Consider the following 16,763-nt stretch of genomic DNA (forward strand, 5'->3'; position numbering starts at 1 on the left):
GCGGGCGCGCCGGACTTGCTGCTGATCAGCCGCTTCGGCCGCGCCGAGGCGGAGAGCGGCGGCTTTTTGGCCGAAATCGGCGCGGCGGCCTGCGCCGAGACCCCGACCCTGATCGGCGTTCCGGCCAGGCGCGAGGCGGAATGGCGCAGCTTCGCCGGCGATTTCGCCGATGCGCTGCCCTTTTCGCTCGAAGCGCTGCTGGCGTGGTGGGACGAGGTCGCGCCGGAAAGGCCGTAAAGCCTTATCCCCGCCCGAAAGTCTCGTCGAAAGCATAGCCGGAGCCGCGCACCGTGCGGATCGGGTCTTCCTGCTCGTCCTGCGACAGCGCCTTGCGCAGGCGGCCGATATGGACATCGACGGTGCGTTCGTCGATCTCGGCGGAAAAGCCCCAGACGCTGTCGAGCAATTGCGACCGCGCGAACACCCGGCCGGGCTTTTCCATCAGATATTCGAGCAGGCGGAATTCGGTCGGGCCGAGGTGGACGTCGCGGCCCGCGCGCCGCACCCGGCGGGTTTCCCGGTCAAGCTCCAGATCGCCGGCGAGCAGCTTGACCGCCACGCGCTCCGGCCGCGCCCGGCGCAGCAGCGCCCGCACCCGGGCCATCAGTTCGGGCACCGAAAAGGGCTTTACCACATAATCGTCGGCGCCGACCGACAGGCCGCGCACCCTTTCGCCTTCATCGCCGCGCGCCGTCAGCATGATCACCGGCAGGGTGCGGGTGATTTCGCGGGCGCGCAGGCGGCGGCAGATTTCGAGGCCCGACACGCCCGGCAGCATCCAGTCGAGAATGACCAGATCGGGCGCCGCCTCTTCCAGCCGCAATTCGGCTTCGTCGCCGCGCTCGACCCGCTCGACGACATAGCCTTCGGCTTCAAGGTTGTAGGCGAGCATCAGCGACAGCGCCGACTCGTCCTCGACAACCAGAATGCGGGGAGCGCCGCCCGGCGAGGCGGCGCCGACGACCGATGCGCGCGTTTCGTTCATGAATTCAGCAAGGCTCCCGATTTATTCCGGAACGACAGGCCGGCGACGGCTTTCACGGCGTGGAAGCGGAATCCAGCCCGCGCGGCCGCTCGACCGGCAGCGATTCCCCGGTGACGATATAGACGACGGTCTCGGCGATATTGGTGGTGTGGTCGCCGACCCGTTCGAGGTTTTTCGAACAGAACAGCAGATGGGTGCAGAAGGTGATGTTGCGCGGATCTTCCATCATGAAGGTGAGCAGATCGCGAAACACCGAATCCTCCAGCGAGTCGAGTTCGGCGTCGCGTTTCCACACCGACTTGGCGCGTTCGGGATCGCGCTGCGCATAGGCGTCGAGCACGTCGTTCAATTGCGTGGCGGCGACGTCGTGCATCGACCGCAGGCCGACCACGCTGCGGGGAATGCGCATTTCGCCGGCGATCAGGGCCGCCCGTTTGGCGATGTTCTTGGCGAGGTCGCCGACCCGCTCCAGATCGGCGGAAATGCGGATCGCGCCGACGATCTCGCGCAGGTCGACCGCCAGAGGCTGCCGCTTGGCGATGGTGTGGACGGCGAATTCCTCGACCGTTCTTTGCAGCAGATCGAGGCGGGGATCGGAGGAAACGACCCGCTGCGCCAGCTCGACATTCATGCCGGCGAGCGCGTCCATGGCGTCGGCCAGCATTTTTTCCGCGATGCCGCCCATTTCCGCAATATAGCGGTCGAGCGTTTCCAGCTCGACATCGAAGGATTTGACCGTGTGTTCGACCATTTGAGCGATTCCTGTCTGGCCAGCGAATTCGGAGATCAGCCGAAACGGCCCGTGATATAATCCTGGGTGCGGCGCTCGGTCGGCGCGGTGAACACCTTGTCGGTATCGCCGAATTCCACCAGTTCGCCCAGATACATGAAGGCGGTATATTGCGAGACGCGCACCGCCTGCTGCATGTTGTGGGTGACGATGGCGATGGTATATTCGTTACGCAACTCGTCAATCAGTTCTTCCACCTTGGCGGTGGAGATCGGATCGAGCGCGGAACAGGGTTCGTCGAACAGAATGACTTCCGGCTGGATCGCCACGGTGCGGGCGATGCACAGGCGCTGCTGCTGGCCGCCGGAAAGGCTGAGCCCGCTGGCCTGCAGCTTGTCCTTGACTTCGCCCCAGATCGCCGCGCCGCGCAGGGCTTTTTCGACCCGCTCGTCCATTTCCGCCTTGCCCAGCTTCTCGTATAGGCGGACGCCGAAAGCGATGTTTTCGTAAATCGACATCGGGAAAGGCGTCGGCTTCTGGAACACCATGCCGACGCGGGCGCGCAGCCCGTTGACGTCGAGGCCGGGATCGAGAATGTTCTCGCCGTCGAGCAGAACTTCGCCCGCCGCGCGCTGGCCAGGATAAAGGTCGTACATGCGGTTGAAAACCCGCAACAGCGTCGACTTGCCGCAACCCGACGGGCCGATGAACGCCGTCGCCAGATTGGCGTAAAGCGGCACATTGACCGATTTGAGCGCCCGGTTGTCGCCATAGAAGAAATCGAGGTTCCGCACGGTCATTTTTTCGGGGAATTTTTCCAGCGACGCGGGCGCCTGTTGCGACGAAACTACATTGGTCATTGGCTGGTCCTTTGCGCGCCGAGAATTCGCGCCGTGATCGACAGGGCGAGAACCGCCAGGGTGATGAGCAAGGCGCCGACCCAGGCGAGTTGCTGCCATTCCTTGTAGGGCGACATCGCGAACTGGAAGATCACCACCGGCAGGCTGGCCATCGGCTTGTTGAGGTCCGTACTCCAGAACTGGTTGTTGAGCGCGGTGAACAACAGCGGCGCGGTTTCGCCGCTGACGCGGGCCACCGCCAGCAACAGGCCGGTAATCAGTCCCGCCCGCGCCGCCTTGTAGGCGACGAAGCGGATTACCAGCCAACGCGGCAGGCCGAGCGCAGAGGCCGCCTCGCGCAGCGGGCCGGGCACCAGATTGAGCATGTCCTCGGTAGTGCGCACCACCACCGGCACGACCAGCAGCGCCAGCGCCAGCGATCCGGCGAGGGCCGAAAAATGCCCCAGCGGCACGACGGCGATTTCATAGACAAACAGACCGATGACGATCGAGGGCGCCGACAAGAGAATATCGTTGATGAAGCGCACCACCAGGGTCAGTTTCGAACCATGGCCATATTCGGCCATGTAGGTGCCGGCGAACAGGCCGAGCGGCGCGCCGAGCAGCACGCCGAAAGACGTCATCACCAGCGAGCCGAAAATGGCGTTGAGCAGGCCGCCGCTCGACCCGGGCGGCGGCGTCATCTGGGTGAAAACCGCCGGCGACAGGCTGGAAAAGCCGCTCCACAACAGGGCGCCGAGGATCAGCGCCAAAGCGATCAGGCCGAGGGCGGCGGCGACGATGCACAGAACCATGATAATGCCGCTGCGCGTCTTGCGCGTGGCTTGCAGCCGGGCTGCCAGCGGCCTTGAGGATTGCACGGCGGCCATATCAGCGCGCTCCCTTTTGCTCGATGCGCATCAGCAGAAGCCGCGAAACCGACAACACGATGAAGGTGATGACGAACAGCACAAGACCGAGCGCAACCAGCGATGAGGTGTAGAGCTTGCCGTCGGCCTCGGTGAATTCATTGGCGATGGTCGCGGAAATGGTGGTGCCCGGACCCAGAATCGACGGCATGATCTTGTGGGCGTTGCCGATGACGAAAGTGACCGCCATGGTCTCGCCGAGCGCGCGGCCGAGCGCCAGCATGATGCCGCCGACCAATCCGACGCCGGTATAGGGCGCGACGATGCGGCGCACGACTTCCCAGCGCGTGCAGCCAATGCCGAAGGCCGCTTCCTTGAGCACCGGCGGCACGGTGTTGAAGACGTCGCGGGAAATCGAACTGATCAGCGGCAAGATCATGATCGCCAGGATCAGGCCCGCCGTCGCTATGCCTATGCCATAGGGCGGGCCGGAGAATATCTGGTTGAGATAGGGGACATTGGCGAAGGCGGCGATGATCGCCGGCTGGACGTGTTCCTGCAGGAACGGCGCGAGGATGAACATGCCCCAGATGCCGTAGATGATCGAGGGAATGCCGGCGAGCAATTCGACGGCGATGCCGATCGGACGGCGCAGCGCATAGGGGCAGAGTTCGGTCAGAAACACGGCGATGCCGAGGCCGATCGGCACCGCGATCGCCAAGGCGATGAAAGACGTGACCAATGTGCCGTAGATGGCCGGGGCCGCGCCAAAATTCTCCGTTACCGGATTCCACGCCGAGGAAGTGAGAAAGCCGAAGCCGAACTGGCGCAAAGCCGGCGCCGCGCCTTCGACCAATGAGACAATCACGCCGCCGAGCAGCAGCAGGACGGTGACGGCGCAGGTCTGAGTGACGATACGGAATGACTTGTCGCCAAGGGCGAAACCGCGCAGCACCCTGTCGCGCAAATCGTCTCGCGGCGCTGGCTTGGCGTCCGTGCTCAAAAGCGCCTCCGTCATCGATCAGACCCCGAGGTTAGAACCGGAACGGGGAAAACGTCCCGTTCGTTAAGTCGAAACCCCGATCCGATCAAGTCGGACCGGGGCTTTTGACGCGCAGGATCGATCAATTGCCCAGATAGACGGCCTTGCCGTCGGCGGCCTTGATGTCGGCGGCCCAGGTCTTCTTGATCAGGCCGACAACCTTGTCGGGCATCGGGATATAGTCGAGCGCCTCGGCTTCCTTGTCGCCCTTGGCGAAGGCCCAGGAGAAGAACTTCAGCGCGTCGCCCGTCGCCGCCGCATCGACCGGCTGCTTCTGAACCAGAATGAACGTGGCGGCGGTGATCGGCCAGGAGGCGGCGCCCGGTTCATTGGTCAGGATCTGGTAATAACCGGGGGAATTGGCCCAGTCGGCGTTGGCGGCGGCCGCCTGGAAGGCCTCCTTGGTCGGCGCGACGGTCTTGCCCTCCTTGTTGATCAGCTTGGTGTGGGTCATCTTGTTCTGCTTGGCATAGGCATATTCGACATAGCCGATCGAGCCCCTGGTGTTGGCGACCGTATTCGCGACGCCCTCATTGCCTTTGGCCGCGAGGCCGGTCGGCCATTCCACCGCCGCCGCCGATCCGACCTTGGTTTTCCAGTCTTCGGAAACCTTCGCGAGATAATCGGTGAAGTTGAAGGTCGTGCCGGAACCGTCCGAACGATGCACGACCAGAATGGCCGTTTCGGGCAACTTGACAGAGGGGTTGAGCTTTACGAGGGCCGGATCGTTCCAGGTCTTGACTTCGCCGAGGAAGATTCTGGCCAGCGTCGGGCCGTCGAGGACCAGATCGCCGGCGGCGACGCCGTCGAGATTGACGACCGGCACGATGCCTCCCATCACCTGCGGCCATTGCACCAGGCCGGATTTTTCAAGGTCGTCGGCCTTGAGCGGCGCGTCGGTGGCGCCGAAGGTCACGGTATTGGCCTTGATCTGCTTGATGCCGCCGCCCGAGCCGATCGACTGGTAGTTGAGGCCGAGGCCGGTTTCCTTCTTGTAGGAATCCGCCCATTTGGCATAGATCGGATAGGGGAAAGTGGCGCCGGCGCCAGAAATATCGGCGGCGATGGCGGCCGAGCCGACGCCGACGAGAGCCGCCACAAGGGCGGAGCGCAAAAGAATTTTCGACATGCCGGACCTCTTCTGAGGTTGAGAGGATCGCCCGTGCTCCGCCCGCAAGCGAAGACCGGCGAATGCGCTGGGGCGTCGCGCCGCAGCCTGGATGCGCTTTGAGCGCTGCCATCGTTTACGACGCACGGATGACGGTTGCGTGACAGCCGCCGTCCGCTTTTCGCATGCGGCCGCCGGCAGCCTTCTTTGAAAAGGCGCTGCCCGCTTCACGGTTCATAAAGCGGCGCCATGGCCGAAAAAGTCGCGCCGCGCCCCGGTTCCGAACTTATTTCGAGGCGGCCGCGATGACGGGCGAGAATATGCTTGACGAGCGCCAGACCGAGGCCGGTGCCGCCCTTGGCGCGGCTCTGGCCGACATCGACGCGGTAGAAGCGCTCGGTCAGGCGCGGTATATTCTCCGGCGCTATGCCCGGCCCTTCGTCGTGCACTTCGAGCACGCCAAAGGCGCCGCGCGGCGCCACGCGAATCCAGACCCGCCGCGCCTCCTCGCCGCGCTCCGGGGCGCTATATTTGATGGCGTTCTCGATCAGGTTTTCCGCCACTCGCACCAATTCGTCGCGGTCGCCGCGCACCAGCGCCGGTTCGGTGTCGATCTCCAGCACGAGCCGATTATCCTGCGCGAGCGGCGCCAGCGCGTCGCGCACGTGGCGCGCCAGACCCGCGAGATCGACGGCGGCGCGCGGACGCAGGTGCAGGGTCTGCTCGATCCGGGACAGCGACAGAAGATCGTCGACCAGCCGCGCCATGCGGCGGGCCTGTTCCAACATGATGCCGAGGAAGCGCTCCCGCGCCTCAAAATCGTTGCGCGCCGGCCCCTGCAAGGTTTCGATAAATCCGAGCAGCGAGGCCAGCGGCGTGCGCAATTCGTGGCTGGCGTTGGCGACGAAATCGACCCGCGTCTGTTCAAGGCGCCGCGATTCGGTGGCGTCATGCAGGGTCAGGGCGACAAAGCGCGCCTCTTGCGCATGAAAGGCGGCGACATGAATCTGGAACAGCCGTTCGACCGGCACGCGATCGAGCCAGGAAATATTTTCCGCCTGCCCGGTATGCAGCACCCGCGCAATGGCGTCGTGCAGATCGACCGCGCGCAGGCTGGTCGTCAGCGGCGCCTGCGGGCGCAGATGCGGAAACAAGGCCCAGGCCGGCGCGTTGGCCGCGACGAGCCTTACCGTGTCGCTGACCACCAGCACCGGTTCGGGCATGGCCTCGATCAGACCGGACAACAGCGCGCCGGCGACTTCGATGGCCTCGTTCATGCCAAGCCAATCCCTGTTCAGGCGTCCTTGTCCCGCTCCGCCTGCGCCCGGTTCATGGTTTCACGCAAGGCGTCCCAGCGGCGCCCGCCTTCGTTGGCGCCAAGCAGCGCAAGAGCCAATACGAAAGGGATGACATAATAAAGAATGCGAAACATCAAAAGGGAGGCGAGCAGCGCCTCCTGCGAAGGCGACGGAAGCACTTTCAGCATGGTCGCCTCGAAAACCCCGATCCCGCCCGGCGCATGGCTGACGATGCCAAGCAGGCTGGCGAAGACATAGACGGAGGCGAAGGTGAAGAAATCTACCCCGGCATGGCTTGGCAGCAGCATATAAAGCGCGCCGGCGGCGCAGCAAAGGTCCATCACCCCGAGGCCCATCTGGCCGAGCGTCAAGCCGAGGCCCGGCAATTCCAGGTTCAGCCCCTGCCAGCGGGCGCGGCGCGGCCGCGCCGAAACCCAGGCCAGATAGACTAAAATCGCCGCCAGAACGCCAACGCCGATCAGCCGGTTCCAATTGACCGCGAGATGGTTGATCTCGGAAAGCGGCTCCGCCTCGATCAGCAGTCCCAGGCCGATCACCACCGCCATGCCGAGCCAGAAGGTCACGCCGGCGACCACCGTAAGGCTGGCGATCTTTCCCGGCCGCACGCCGGCGCGCGAATAGATCCAGTAGCGCACCGTGCCGCCGGTGAAGATCGGAAAGCCCAGGGTGAAGGACACCGCATAGGAGGCGAAGGAGCCGAGCGCCGTGGTGCGATAGGGCACGTGCAGCTTTAGCTGGTAAAGGGCAAGAGCGTCGTAACCCGTCAGGATCAGATAGGACATGGCGGTGAAAGCCAGGCCGAGCACGATCTGGCGCGACGAGGTGGCGGCGAAGGCGGCGCGCAATTCGCCGATATCGAGGCTGGCGATGGTGCGGCTGAGCACGAAAATCGCCACGCCGACCACGAGCAGGCTGATCGCCGCACCGATTCGCGTCCAGAGTTTGCGCTTTTTCGCCGCCGCATCGCCAGCCTGCCGGCGGGGAGAACGGATGGATTGCGTCGGCGCCGGTTCCGGCGCCTCGACGGCATCCTCGCTATCACTCCCCATACGTTCCATCGCTGACGCTACCACCAGGCCGGCGAACAGCCGGACGCTCACGGCTCCTTTACGGCGCCGCCCCTTTTTGGGCAAGTCGTCGTTCTTTCGACAATTCGTCCTTCTGTCGGGAAATTAGGCCTTTTTATGGGAAAGCATCGCCTCGAAGGACAAAAAAAGCGGGCGCGGGTTATCCCCGCGCCCGCCTCGCCCTCCCTTGTTCGTGAAATCAGACGGCGTGCTTGGCCGACAGCCATTCCTCGCGCGCGATCCAGGCTTCGAGGATTTTCACATGCTCGGCCTCTTCCTTGACGAATTCCTTGGCCATCTCCACGATCTCATCGTTTTTCGAGGTGCCGGCGACGCTGTAATAGAATTCATAGCCGCGCTTCTCGCCGACCAGCGCCGCACGCAGCGCGTCGAGACGCGAAATATCGGCGTCGCTGGCGTAAAGCGAGGTGCGCTCCGGCGTGGCGTGTTCCGGCCAGACATAGTCCGGCGGGATCTGCGCGGTCAGGTCGAGGTCCTTGGCGCGCGTCTTGGCTTCCTTGAGGTGCAGGCGCGAATAGCCGGCGAGCTGGCGGAACAATTTGCCGACTTCGCCGTTGCCACAAGCCTCCATGCCGGCGGCGAGGCCGTCGAAATGGATCGCGGCGTCCTCTTCGACCTTGATCGCATGGGCGAGGAAGTCATCGACCGATTTGAGCTCAAGCCCGCCCTTGAACACTTTGGCGGCGCTCGAGAGATGCGGCGGCTGCGCCGGCACGGTCTCGTCGCCGACGAACGACACCTGAATGTCCTCGTTACGCACGAAACACTGGCAGGCCAGCCGATAACGCGGCGGAATGTCGTTGACCTCGGCCTGGACGATTTCCTCCTTTGTGATTTTGCCGAGCTGGCGCAGGGCTTCCTTTTCCTTTTCGGTCAGCGCGATGCCATAGGGGCGCTTGTCGCTGAGCGTCTTGACCTCAACCAGGCAGGAGCCGCATTCGCCATCCTGGCAGTCGAACGGGATCGGAATCTTGTTGGCCTTGGCCACCGCGAGGATGGTGCCACGATCGCCGGCGACCGCATAAACCGTCACGTCGCGTGACAGGGAAGGCGAGGTAAACGTAATATTAGCCATTGGAATTGCTCCCGGAACAGGTTGAAGCCGCTTTTGCTCCCGGCGCTCCGGCAGCAAGAGCCGTGCCCGAATAAAATTATTTAAAAACAAAGAATTAATGTGAGCGCCGGCTTGGCCGAACCAAACAATTTGTTGCGGCCGGCGCAAAAGCGAAAAGAAAGCGACAGGCTTTGTTTCGTCCGCGTCGCAAGGACGACAAGCCTGTAGCGAGCGGTTCCTATCGTCCCGGCATGAATTGCAGCAGACCCCTTGCCGGTTCGAAACGGAAGCGCACGCGATGGGCGCCGGGCGACAGGGCTACGGCGCGAAACATCAGGTTCGCGCGCAAAATCGGCGCCTCGACCCCATCGACGGAGGCGCTCTGCCAATCCTGCCAGATATCGTTGAGCACCAGAAAGCCGCCCCCGGACGGCGCCTCGGCCTCGATGTCGATCAGCGTATTGCCGTAGCGCAAAATCCTGGCCGCGCCCGACAGCGCCGGCGGCGCCGCCTCCTCCTTGCAGGAAAGCTCGGGCCGCGCGGCGCAGGTCGCGCGGTCGAGCAGCACATAGAGGCGGTAGTCGATGTCGGGCGTCCCGCCCTCGGCGGCGATCTTGGCGAAATCCGCCGCCACGGCGCGCCCCGGCGCCAGCACGCGCGGCAGAGCGTACTTGTTCTCATATATATAGGCGTCGACGGTGCGCTGGACCAAAGGCAGGTCGCCGGGCTTGAGGCTCGTGTCTATCTCCTCGGCCGGGACGCCCGTGGCGATCCAGCGCAGTCCCAGCAAGTTGGCCATCGGCGATTTATAGGAAGGGAAAGCCGGCGAGAACACGCGCTGTTCGGGGATGGCGACATGGTCGTTGGCGTGGGTCACGTCAACAAACAACGTCAGGCGGATCGGATTATAGCCAAGGCTCATGTCGAAGCCATGGGTCAGCCCGGCATTGGGCCAGTGGAAGCCGATCCCCGCCAGTTCGACGCGGTCGCGCCGGTCCGGTTCCCGGTTTTCGGCCAGCCTGTCCTTCAGAAAGACGATAGTGTCGTTCTTCGTCGCCTCGCGCAAAATATCGTATTTTTCCGGCGGCAGGCCGGTGGATTGGTTGGGCGCATTATTGAGCGACAGGTCCAGAGTCAGCAAAAGGCCGACGGCCAGCACGCCGAGCGCCGGTTTTTCGCGCCATTGGGCCAATTTTTCCAGCAGCCACAGCGATAGGCCGATGAAAAAGGCCGAAAACAGCAGCGCCGGCAGGGCGGCGGCCAAATGGCCCTTGGCGAAGGCGACGACGAGACAAAGCAGATAAAGCGCGCCGACCACAGCCCCGCCGATTTTTTGCCTGGCCGCGTCCGGCGGCGCGTCGATGGCGCGGCTGACGCAATAGCCGCCGATGACGGCGGCGAAAACGCAAAGCGGAAAAGTGGCGTCGGCGGGCCGGCGAAACAGATTGGCCCCCGGCACGTCGAACAAGGCGGCAAAAATCGGGGTATATTTCCCGAAAGCGTAAATCGCCATCACCAGCGCGGCGGCGCTGAAAAAACGCATCGGCCGCGCGAAAACCCAGCCGCGCGAAAAGCCGAAGGCGAGGAGCGCGATGGCGGGCAAGGCGCCGAAATAGATTTCGCCCATGTTGCGCGCGATATAAAGCCCGGTTTCACCCCAGTCGAGCGAGGGCGGCCCCCAGAATTGCGATTGCGCGCCATGAATATTGTAGAGATTGGCGACGACGGCCGTGAGCAGCGAAGCCGGATGCAAGGAGCCGCGCAGCGCGCCTTCGAGGGTGATTTCGGCGCGATTGGACTGCTGCGCCAAGGCTATGGTCCACAACAGCGGCGGACCGGCGACGATCAGGCCGACGATGGCGCCGCCGGCCAGCGGCGCGATCAGGCGTTTGAGCCGCGCGAAAAAAGCATTCTTGTCGCTTTGGGGCGGGGAAAACAGCCGCCAGATTGTGAAAAAGCTCAAGCTCAGCACGAACAGCCAGGCGATCTGGTCGCGGCCGAGCACCATCAAGGCGGCGAACAGCCCGGCCAGCGCGCCCCACCGGAAGGAGGCGCGGTCATAGGCCCGGTTAAGCGCCCAGAAGGCCAGCGGAAACCACGACAGGCTCAAAATCTGCCCGGTATGCTGGATGCGCCAGGCCGCCGAGCCCCCGTAAGCAAAAGCCAGCGCCGCGACCAGTCCGCCGGCGGCCCTCCAGCCGCGATCGCGGAAATAAAGCATCCAGCCTATGCCGCCAAGAGTCAGCATGGCGAAGGCGACGGCGTCGGCCTGTCGGAAGGTCGGCTCGGGAACCAGCGCCGCGAGCAGCAGGTAGGGCGGCGAGAAGATCAACGATTGCGGGTCGGCGATCTGCGGCATTCCCGCAAAGACGTTCGGCGTCCAGAACGGCGACTGCCCGCTGTGCAAGGCATGGGCGAGAAAGGATAGCTGCGGCTGGAAATGGGCCTTGGAATCCCACGGAATCGTCACCTGCCCCGATAGCCACGGCCAGGCCAGATAAAGGCTGGCGAGGACGAAGAAACCAAGGGCGAAACGAAAGATCTTAACGGATTCAGGCGCCGCCGGGCGGGGGAATGTCGACATCGAGGAAATGGCCTGCCCTGTCGCGTTTGGTGGCGAGATAATGAATGTTTTGCGGCGTCGGACGCCCCTGAATGCGCTGGTCGGCAACCTCGAGCCCGGCGGCGCGCAAAGCCTCGATCTTGGCCGGATTATTGGTCATCAGCCGCACCCGCGTCACCCCGAGCAGGTCGAGCATCCGCGCCGCATAGCCGAAGCGGCGCTGATCGAGGCCAAAGCCCAGAATTTCATCGGCGTCGTAGGTGTCGTGGCCCCGCGCCTGCAACGCATAGGCGCGGATCTTGTTGGCGAGGCCATTGCCGCGCCCTTCCTGGTCGAGATAGAGGATCACCCCGCCGCCGTTTTCCGCCATGAAACGGGCGGTATGGCGCAACTGGTCGCCGCAGTCGCATTTGAGCGAGCCGAACAGGTCGCCGGTCAGGCAGGCCGAATGCAGCCGCACATGGACCGGCCCGGCGAGATCGGGTTTGCCGACGATCACCGCCGCCTGATCGCGAAGACCCTCGCCGCCGCGAAACACCGCGATTTCCGAGTGCGGCGCGCCTTCGAGTGGCACGGGGGCCCGCCCGACCATATTCAGCGACAGGATTTTCTTGGCGCGAAATCCCCTTATGTCGTGGCCCGACACTTCCTGCAATTCCGGCGTCGGTCCCGTCAAGGGCGCCAGCACGGCGCCCGGCAGCAGATGGGCGAGGCGCAACAGGTCGAGCGCCGCCTCTTCCGCCGGACCGGGATGCGCCACCGGCGCGTCGATGCGGGCGTCCTCCTCGGCAAGCAGGGCGGCGATGCGTTCGAGGTCGATTTGCGGCAGGGCGATCAGGCCGGGACCGCCGCGCTCCACCCCGAGCCGCCGCAGCCTTTGCGCCGACACGATCAGATTGGCGCGCCCCGGCGCCAGTTGGTCGAGCGCCTGCGCCGAATTCACGTCGAGAAGCTCCGCCGGAAACACCAAGAGCCGAGTAGCGCGCTCGGTGACGACGATGGGCCGCCCGCCGCGCAATTCGGCTATGCCGCGCTCGACCGCGACCGCGCCGGAAACCGCAAGCGAAGGGAAAAGCCCGGAAAGTTCAGACATTTTACAGGATAACCTTTTTTGCGCCGCAACGCACTCGTGCCTACATAAGGGTTCGGCGACCCAAGAACCAGCTTTAAGCGAAATTTGCGCGTTGCTTGCCTTCGAGGCGGCGGCGGCTTAAAGCCGCAGCGACGTTTTTGCCCGGATTATGCCATGCGCCCGTTTCGCCTCGCCTGCCTCCTGCTTTGTCTCGCCGCGCCGGCGCTGGCCGCCGGCTCGCAAAACCTGGTCAACGAAATGGCGGTGCGGGTCCTTAACAAGTCGACGCCCGAGGTTTGCGCCGAGCGCGACAATGTCGAACTCGATTTCGTCTCGCCCGAACTGCGCCACATGGAGATCAAGGCGGCGCATCCCGCCTTTATCGGCATGATCGTCACCGACCGCTGGGCGCCCGATTTTTCCGCCTGCAACATTCCGCATGGCGAAGGCTTTTTGCCACGCAAGACCTTTTACGAATCCCCGACACTCTGGCTCACCGGCCTGACCGATCCGGACTTCTGGCGCCCCGCCAATGTTCCGGTCCGCGTCGGCGACCATGTCGAGCCGGGGTTCAATTACATCCAGCTGTGGATGCTGTTTCGCGAGCGCGCCGAAGAGATTCTGGTGATGTATCCCTCCGACGGCAATTGGCGCATCCGCCCCCTGCCCTTCGGCGACCTGCGCTGGACGGCCTATGGGTCCTCGTTCCAGATCGGACCGCTCGAAGTGCAGGACGGCCCCGGCGGCCCGCGTCCGATCGTCGCGATCAAGGACATCATGTTCGATCCGGCCAAAAAAGCCTTCACGCTGAATTTCATTCGCGGCGGATCCGCGACCGTGACGCTTAAACAGGTCGACCAGGACCATATCGCGCTCGATGTCGATTATTCAGGCGCCATGCCAGAAAATTTGCCCTTCGCCGCTCTGCGCTCGATGTATACGGCCGAAGGTAATTCCGACGTCGCCCGCATCGCCTGGCGCGAAAAGAACGGCAAGGGCTGGAAAGAATCGCCGGTGCTGGATTTCCCCGGCGCCTTCGTCACCGAAGTCTGGGCCGGGCGGCTGACGCCCTCGCGACATAATCTGTCTGCGCCGGACATGATCTTTTCGCACTTCCAGCCATGACCGCCGCCGAACGGGGGGGGCCGATCCGTTTGCCCCTCGTCGATCTTGCGCGCGGGTTGGCGTTGTGGGCGATGCTGGTCTTCCATCTGATCTGGGATCTCGCAGCCTTCGGCTGGATCGACGCCGACGCGCCGCATACGCCTTTCTTGCGATGGTTTGGCCACGCCATCGCCGTGAGCTTCCTGCTGCTGGTCGGCTACAGTCTCGTCCTCGCGCAAAACGCAACGGGGCTTGAGCAGGGGCCGCTCTGGCGCAGCGCGAAATTCTGGCGGCGCTGGGGCCAGATCGCGCTGGCCGCAGCCGCGATCAGCGCGGTTTCCTTCTTTCTGTTCGCGGAGACGCCGATCTTTTTCGGCATGCTGCACTGCATCGCGCTGTCCAGCCTGATCGCCCTGCCCTTGCTCGCCGCGCCGGCGGCTCTCGCCTTTGTTCTGGGCGTCGCGGCGCTGGCCGCGCCGCATTTCCTGGCCTCGTCCCTGTTTGACGCCAAAATCTTCTGGTGGACGGGCCTCGGAACCTACCAGCCGCCAAGCAATGATTTCCGGCCGCTGCTGCCATGGCTGGCTTTCGTGCTGTTCGGCATGGCGCTGGCGAAGTGGGCAAAGCTCCCTCTCCCGGTCTCGACGAGGAGAGGGCGCGGGGAGAGGGGGTTAGGCCGCGCCCTGACCTTCTGCGGGCGTCATTCGCTCGCCTTTTATCTGATCCACCAGCCGGTGCTGTTCGGCCTCTTCACCCTGCTCGGCTTTTTCGTCACGCCGACGCCCGACGCCGGCCCGTTTCAGCGGCAATGCGCCATGCAATGCGTCAACGCCGGCGCGGCGGCGGAGCTTTGCGAAAAATCCTGCGCATGTGTGATCGACCGCGCCAAAAGCGCGGGCCTTTGGAATGTGCTGGCGCGCGACCGGCTCACGGAAGCGCAGAAAAGTCTCGTCCACGACGCCGCGATGGCCTGCTATGCCGATTCCGCAACGAAATAACCGTTTGAACTATCAGTCTTTCGGCGCCAGCATGTTTTGTGGTCGCACCAAAGCGTCGAATTCCGGCCCCGTGACGAAGCCGAGCCGCAAGGCCTCCTCGCGCAGGCTGCTATTATTGGCCTGTGCCGCCTTGGCGACCTGCGCCGCCTTGTCATAGCCGATTTTGGGCGTCAGCGCCGTCGCCAGCATCAGCGAGCGGCGCATGGTTTCGTCGAGCTTGTCCGCGTCGGCCTTGATGCCCTCGATGCAATGGAGGGCGAAGCTGCGCGTGGAATCGGCGAGCAGCCGCACGCTTTCGAGAAAGGCGAAGGCGATGACCGGCTTGTAGACGTTTAGCTCGAACTGGCCCTGCGAAGCGGCGAAAGCGATGGTGGTCTGGTTGCCGAACACCCGGGCGCAGACCATGGTCAGCGCCTCGACCTGGGTCGGATTGACCTTTCCCGGCATGATCGACGATCCCGGCTCGTTCGCCGGCAGGATCAGTTCGGCGAAACCCGCGCGCGGGCCGCTGCCGCCCAGCCGGATATCGCTGGCGATCTTGTAGAGTCCGGTCGCCGCCGATTCCAGCGCGCCATGGGCGAAAACCAGGGCGTCATGGCAAGCCAGCGCCTCGAAGAAATTATCGGCCGGCTTGAACGGCAGGCCGGTTTCAAGCGCCAGTTCATGGGCGAAACGCGCGCCGAAATCCTTGTGGGCGTTGAGCCCGGTGCCGACCGCCGTGCCGCCCTGCGCGAGAAAATAAAGACCGGGCAGGACCGCTTCGATCCGCTCCGCCGCAAGCGCCAGTTGCGCCGCATAGCCGGAAAATTCCTGGCCGAGCGTGATCGGCGTCGCGTCCTGCAGATGGGTTCGGCCGATCTTGATCAGCCCGGCGAATTCCCGCGCCTTGGCGTCGAGCGCGCCCTGGAGCCGGTGCAGCGCCGGCAGCAGATTTCGCTTGAGCGCCGAGGCCGCCGCCACATGCATGGCGGTGGGGAAGGAATCGTTCGAGGACTGGCCGAGATTGACATGGTCGTTGGGGTGGACCGGCTGCATCGCGCCACGCGGCGCGCCAAAGGATATCTCGTTGGCGCGATTGGCGATCACCTCGTTGACGTTCATGTGCGACTGCGTGCCCGATCCCGTCTGCCAGACAAGCAGCGGAAAATGATCGTCGAGGTTGCCGGAAATGATTTCGTCGGCGGCGGCGACGATCGCTTCGGCCATGGCCGGATCGAGCAGGCCGAGTTCCGCGTTGACCTTGGCCCCCGCCTTCTTGCCGAGCGCCAGCGCGTGAATGATTTCGCGCGGCGTCCGCTGCGCGCCAATGGCGAAATTCTGCAAGGAGCGCTGGGTCTGCGCGCCCCAGAGCCGATCCTCGGCCACTGCAACCGGGCCGAATGTATCCATTTCCGTGCGCGTCTGGGTCACGGGTTTCTCCCTTGTCGGTTGACGCCGAGCTTAGAGCTTTCCCCGCTCCGCCTGAAGCGGGGAAAAAAATCTGGATTTCTTTGAAAACGCCTGTCCTTTTCGTAAAACCGGCGTCCACTTTTGCGGGATAGGCTCCAGCCCGGCGGGCGCCACACGCGATCACGAATTCGTGATCACAAAAAATTCATTTAAGCGCAGCCGAAACGCGTTTCGCGCGTTTCAACCTGACGCGTGCAGGCGGCGTAGTGTCGCCTGCAATCGCCAAGAGGAAAGTCGATGATTGACCTAGCGAAAAAGCCGAAACGCGGTTTCGCCTCGATGGATCCAGAAAAGCAGCGCGCCATTGCCCGCAAAGGGGGCGAAAGCGTGCCGCGCGAGAAGAGAAGTTTTTCGCAAAACGCCGAGTTGGCCGCCGAAGCCGGGCGCAAGGGCGGCAAAAGCGTCAGTCCGACCAACCGGAGTTTCGCGCGCGACAAGGATCTGGCTAAAACCGCTGGCCGCAAGGGTGGCCGCGCCGCCCATACGGCGGACGAAACCGGACGTCGGTAAAGAGACCGGACCGGAGCGTGGCGATCGGCGCCT

16 protein-coding genes are annotated in these 16,763 nt (G+C 64.0%); 4 read left to right on the top strand and 12 right to left on the bottom strand.

Going from position 1 to position 16,763, the window contains the following annotated elements; genetic code table 11:
- Positions 1 to 237, top strand: a 237-nt coding sequence (locus QZY01_RS20860) for a DUF2478 domain-containing protein (protein ID WP_294541065.1), incomplete at its 5' end; no start/stop codon positions are given.
- A gap of 4 nt (positions 238 to 241) precedes the next feature.
- On the opposite strand, the gene phoB is transcribed toward QZY01_RS20860, so the two are convergent.
- From phoB to ribA, 11 genes are all read right to left on the bottom strand, one after another.
- A complete protein-coding gene (gene phoB, locus QZY01_RS20865) occupies positions 242 to 985 on the bottom strand; it encodes a phosphate regulon transcriptional regulator PhoB (RefSeq protein ID WP_294541067.1) in 744 nt (247 codons plus the stop codon).
- Between the two features lie 52 nt (positions 986 to 1,037).
- Entirely contained in the window at positions 1,038 to 1,736 is a 699-nt protein-coding gene (phoU, locus tag QZY01_RS20870) for a phosphate signaling complex protein PhoU (protein ID WP_294541069.1), read from the bottom strand.
- A gap of 35 nt (positions 1,737 to 1,771) precedes the next feature.
- A complete protein-coding gene (gene pstB / locus QZY01_RS20875) occupies positions 1,772 to 2,575 on the bottom strand; it encodes a phosphate ABC transporter ATP-binding protein PstB (RefSeq protein ID WP_294541071.1) in 804 nt (267 codons plus the stop codon).
- Positions 2,572 to 3,444, bottom strand: coding sequence for a phosphate ABC transporter permease PstA (gene pstA / locus QZY01_RS20880; RefSeq protein ID WP_294541073.1), 873 nt, complete (start codon positions 3,442 to 3,444; stop codon positions 2,572 to 2,574). Before pstA ends, pstB begins: the two co-directional genes overlap by 4 nt.
- A 1-nt stretch (position 3,445) precedes the next feature.
- On the bottom strand, positions 3,446 to 4,441 hold the full coding sequence (gene pstC, locus QZY01_RS20885) for a phosphate ABC transporter permease subunit PstC (protein ID WP_294541075.1): 996 nt from the start codon (positions 4,439 to 4,441) through the stop codon (positions 3,446 to 3,448).
- 106 nt (positions 4,442 to 4,547) lie between these two features.
- Positions 4,548 to 5,594 carry a phosphate ABC transporter substrate-binding protein PstS gene (gene pstS / locus QZY01_RS20890; RefSeq protein ID WP_294541077.1) on the bottom strand — a complete coding sequence of 349 codons (1,047 nt, stop codon included), beginning with the start codon at positions 5,592 to 5,594 and terminating at the stop codon, positions 4,548 to 4,550.
- Positions 5,595 to 5,800: 206 nt separating this feature from the next.
- Positions 5,801 to 6,850, bottom strand: a complete 1,050-nt coding sequence (locus tag QZY01_RS20895) for an ATP-binding protein (RefSeq protein ID WP_294541079.1) — start codon at positions 6,848 to 6,850, stop codon at positions 5,801 to 5,803.
- A 17-nt stretch (positions 6,851 to 6,867) separates the two neighbouring features.
- Entirely contained in the window at positions 6,868 to 7,992 is a 1,125-nt protein-coding gene (locus QZY01_RS20900) for a lysylphosphatidylglycerol synthase domain-containing protein (protein ID WP_294541081.1), read from the bottom strand.
- A 166-nt stretch (positions 7,993 to 8,158) separates the two neighbouring features.
- The gene (locus QZY01_RS20905; protein ID WP_294541084.1) at positions 8,159 to 9,055 is read right to left on the bottom strand and encodes a 2Fe-2S iron-sulfur cluster-binding protein; all 897 of its coding nucleotides are present in this window, start codon (positions 9,053 to 9,055) and stop codon (positions 8,159 to 8,161) included.
- Positions 9,056 to 9,272: 217 nt separating this feature from the next.
- Positions 9,273 to 11,618: a hypothetical protein gene (locus QZY01_RS20910; protein WP_294541086.1), complete on the bottom strand. Its 2,346-nt coding sequence runs from the start codon at positions 11,616 to 11,618 to the stop codon at positions 9,273 to 9,275.
- The gene (gene ribA / locus QZY01_RS20915; protein WP_294541088.1) at positions 11,587 to 12,690 is read right to left on the bottom strand and encodes a GTP cyclohydrolase II RibA; all 1,104 of its coding nucleotides are present in this window, start codon (positions 12,688 to 12,690) and stop codon (positions 11,587 to 11,589) included. The genes QZY01_RS20910 and ribA overlap by 32 nt, the downstream gene beginning before the upstream one ends.
- A gap of 153 nt (positions 12,691 to 12,843) precedes the next feature.
- Here ribA and QZY01_RS20920 point away from each other — a divergent pair, with 153 nt between their 5' ends.
- Both QZY01_RS20920 and QZY01_RS20925 read left to right on the top strand, forming a co-directional pair.
- Positions 12,844 to 13,794 carry a hypothetical protein gene (locus QZY01_RS20920; protein WP_294541090.1) on the top strand — a complete coding sequence of 317 codons (951 nt, stop codon included), beginning with the start codon at positions 12,844 to 12,846 and terminating at the stop codon, positions 13,792 to 13,794.
- Positions 13,791 to 14,771: a heparan-alpha-glucosaminide N-acetyltransferase gene (locus QZY01_RS20925; protein WP_294541091.1), complete on the top strand. Its 981-nt coding sequence runs from the start codon at positions 13,791 to 13,793 to the stop codon at positions 14,769 to 14,771. The genes QZY01_RS20920 and QZY01_RS20925 overlap by 4 nt, the downstream gene beginning before the upstream one ends.
- 12 nt (positions 14,772 to 14,783) lie before the next feature.
- Here QZY01_RS20925 and fumC read toward each other — a convergent pair whose 3' ends face one another.
- Positions 14,784 to 16,160 carry a class II fumarate hydratase gene (fumC, locus tag QZY01_RS20930; RefSeq protein ID WP_294541169.1) on the bottom strand — a complete coding sequence of 459 codons (1,377 nt, stop codon included), beginning with the start codon at positions 16,158 to 16,160 and terminating at the stop codon, positions 14,784 to 14,786.
- Positions 16,161 to 16,457: 297 nt separating this feature from the next.
- On the opposite strand from fumC, the gene QZY01_RS20935 reads away from it, so the two are divergent.
- Entirely contained in the window at positions 16,458 to 16,730 is a 273-nt protein-coding gene (locus QZY01_RS20935) for a KGG domain-containing protein (protein ID WP_294541093.1), read from the top strand.
- The last annotated feature ends 33 nt before the right edge of the window (positions 16,731 to 16,763 follow it).

The organism is uncultured Rhodoblastus sp. (assembly GCF_903903185.1).
Taxonomy (GTDB): domain Bacteria; phylum Pseudomonadota; class Alphaproteobacteria; order Rhizobiales; family Beijerinckiaceae; genus Rhodoblastus.

Bases quoted from the DNA above. Each gene is read 5' to 3' on its own strand.
- pstA (WP_294541073.1), bottom strand. From the start codon at position 3,444: ATGGCCGCCGTGCAATCCTCAAGGCCGCTGGCAGCCCGGCTGCAAGCC.
- ribA (WP_294541088.1), bottom strand. From the start codon at position 12,690: ATGTCTGAACTTTCCGGGCTTTTCCCTTCGCTTGCGGTTTCCGGCGCG.
- pstB (WP_294541071.1), bottom strand. From the start codon at position 2,575: ATGACCAATGTAGTTTCGTCGCAACAGGCGCCCGCGTCGCTGGAAAAA.
- QZY01_RS20905 (WP_294541084.1), bottom strand. From the start codon at position 9,055: ATGGCTAATATTACGTTTACCTCGCCTTCCCTGTCACGCGACGTGACG.
- QZY01_RS20925 (WP_294541091.1), top strand. From the start codon at position 13,791: ATGACCGCCGCCGAACGGGGGGGGCCGATCCGTTTGCCCCTCGTCGAT.
- pstC (WP_294541075.1), bottom strand. From the start codon at position 4,441: ATGACGGAGGCGCTTTTGAGCACGGACGCCAAGCCAGCGCCGCGAGAC.
- QZY01_RS20935 (WP_294541093.1), top strand. From the start codon at position 16,458: ATGATTGACCTAGCGAAAAAGCCGAAACGCGGTTTCGCCTCGATGGAT.
- fumC (WP_294541169.1), bottom strand. From the start codon at position 16,160: ATGGATACATTCGGCCCGGTTGCAGTGGCCGAGGATCGGCTCTGGGGC.
- phoU (WP_294541069.1), bottom strand. From the start codon at position 1,736: ATGGTCGAACACACGGTCAAATCCTTCGATGTCGAGCTGGAAACGCTC.
- phoB (WP_294541067.1), bottom strand. From the start codon at position 985: ATGAACGAAACGCGCGCATCGGTCGTCGGCGCCGCCTCGCCGGGCGGC.
- QZY01_RS20910 (WP_294541086.1), bottom strand. From the start codon at position 11,618: ATGTCGACATTCCCCCGCCCGGCGGCGCCTGAATCCGTTAAGATCTTT.
- pstS (WP_294541077.1), bottom strand. From the start codon at position 5,594: ATGTCGAAAATTCTTTTGCGCTCCGCCCTTGTGGCGGCTCTCGTCGGC.
- QZY01_RS20920 (WP_294541090.1), top strand. From the start codon at position 12,844: ATGCGCCCGTTTCGCCTCGCCTGCCTCCTGCTTTGTCTCGCCGCGCCG.
- QZY01_RS20895 (WP_294541079.1), bottom strand. From the start codon at position 6,850: ATGAACGAGGCCATCGAAGTCGCCGGCGCGCTGTTGTCCGGTCTGATC.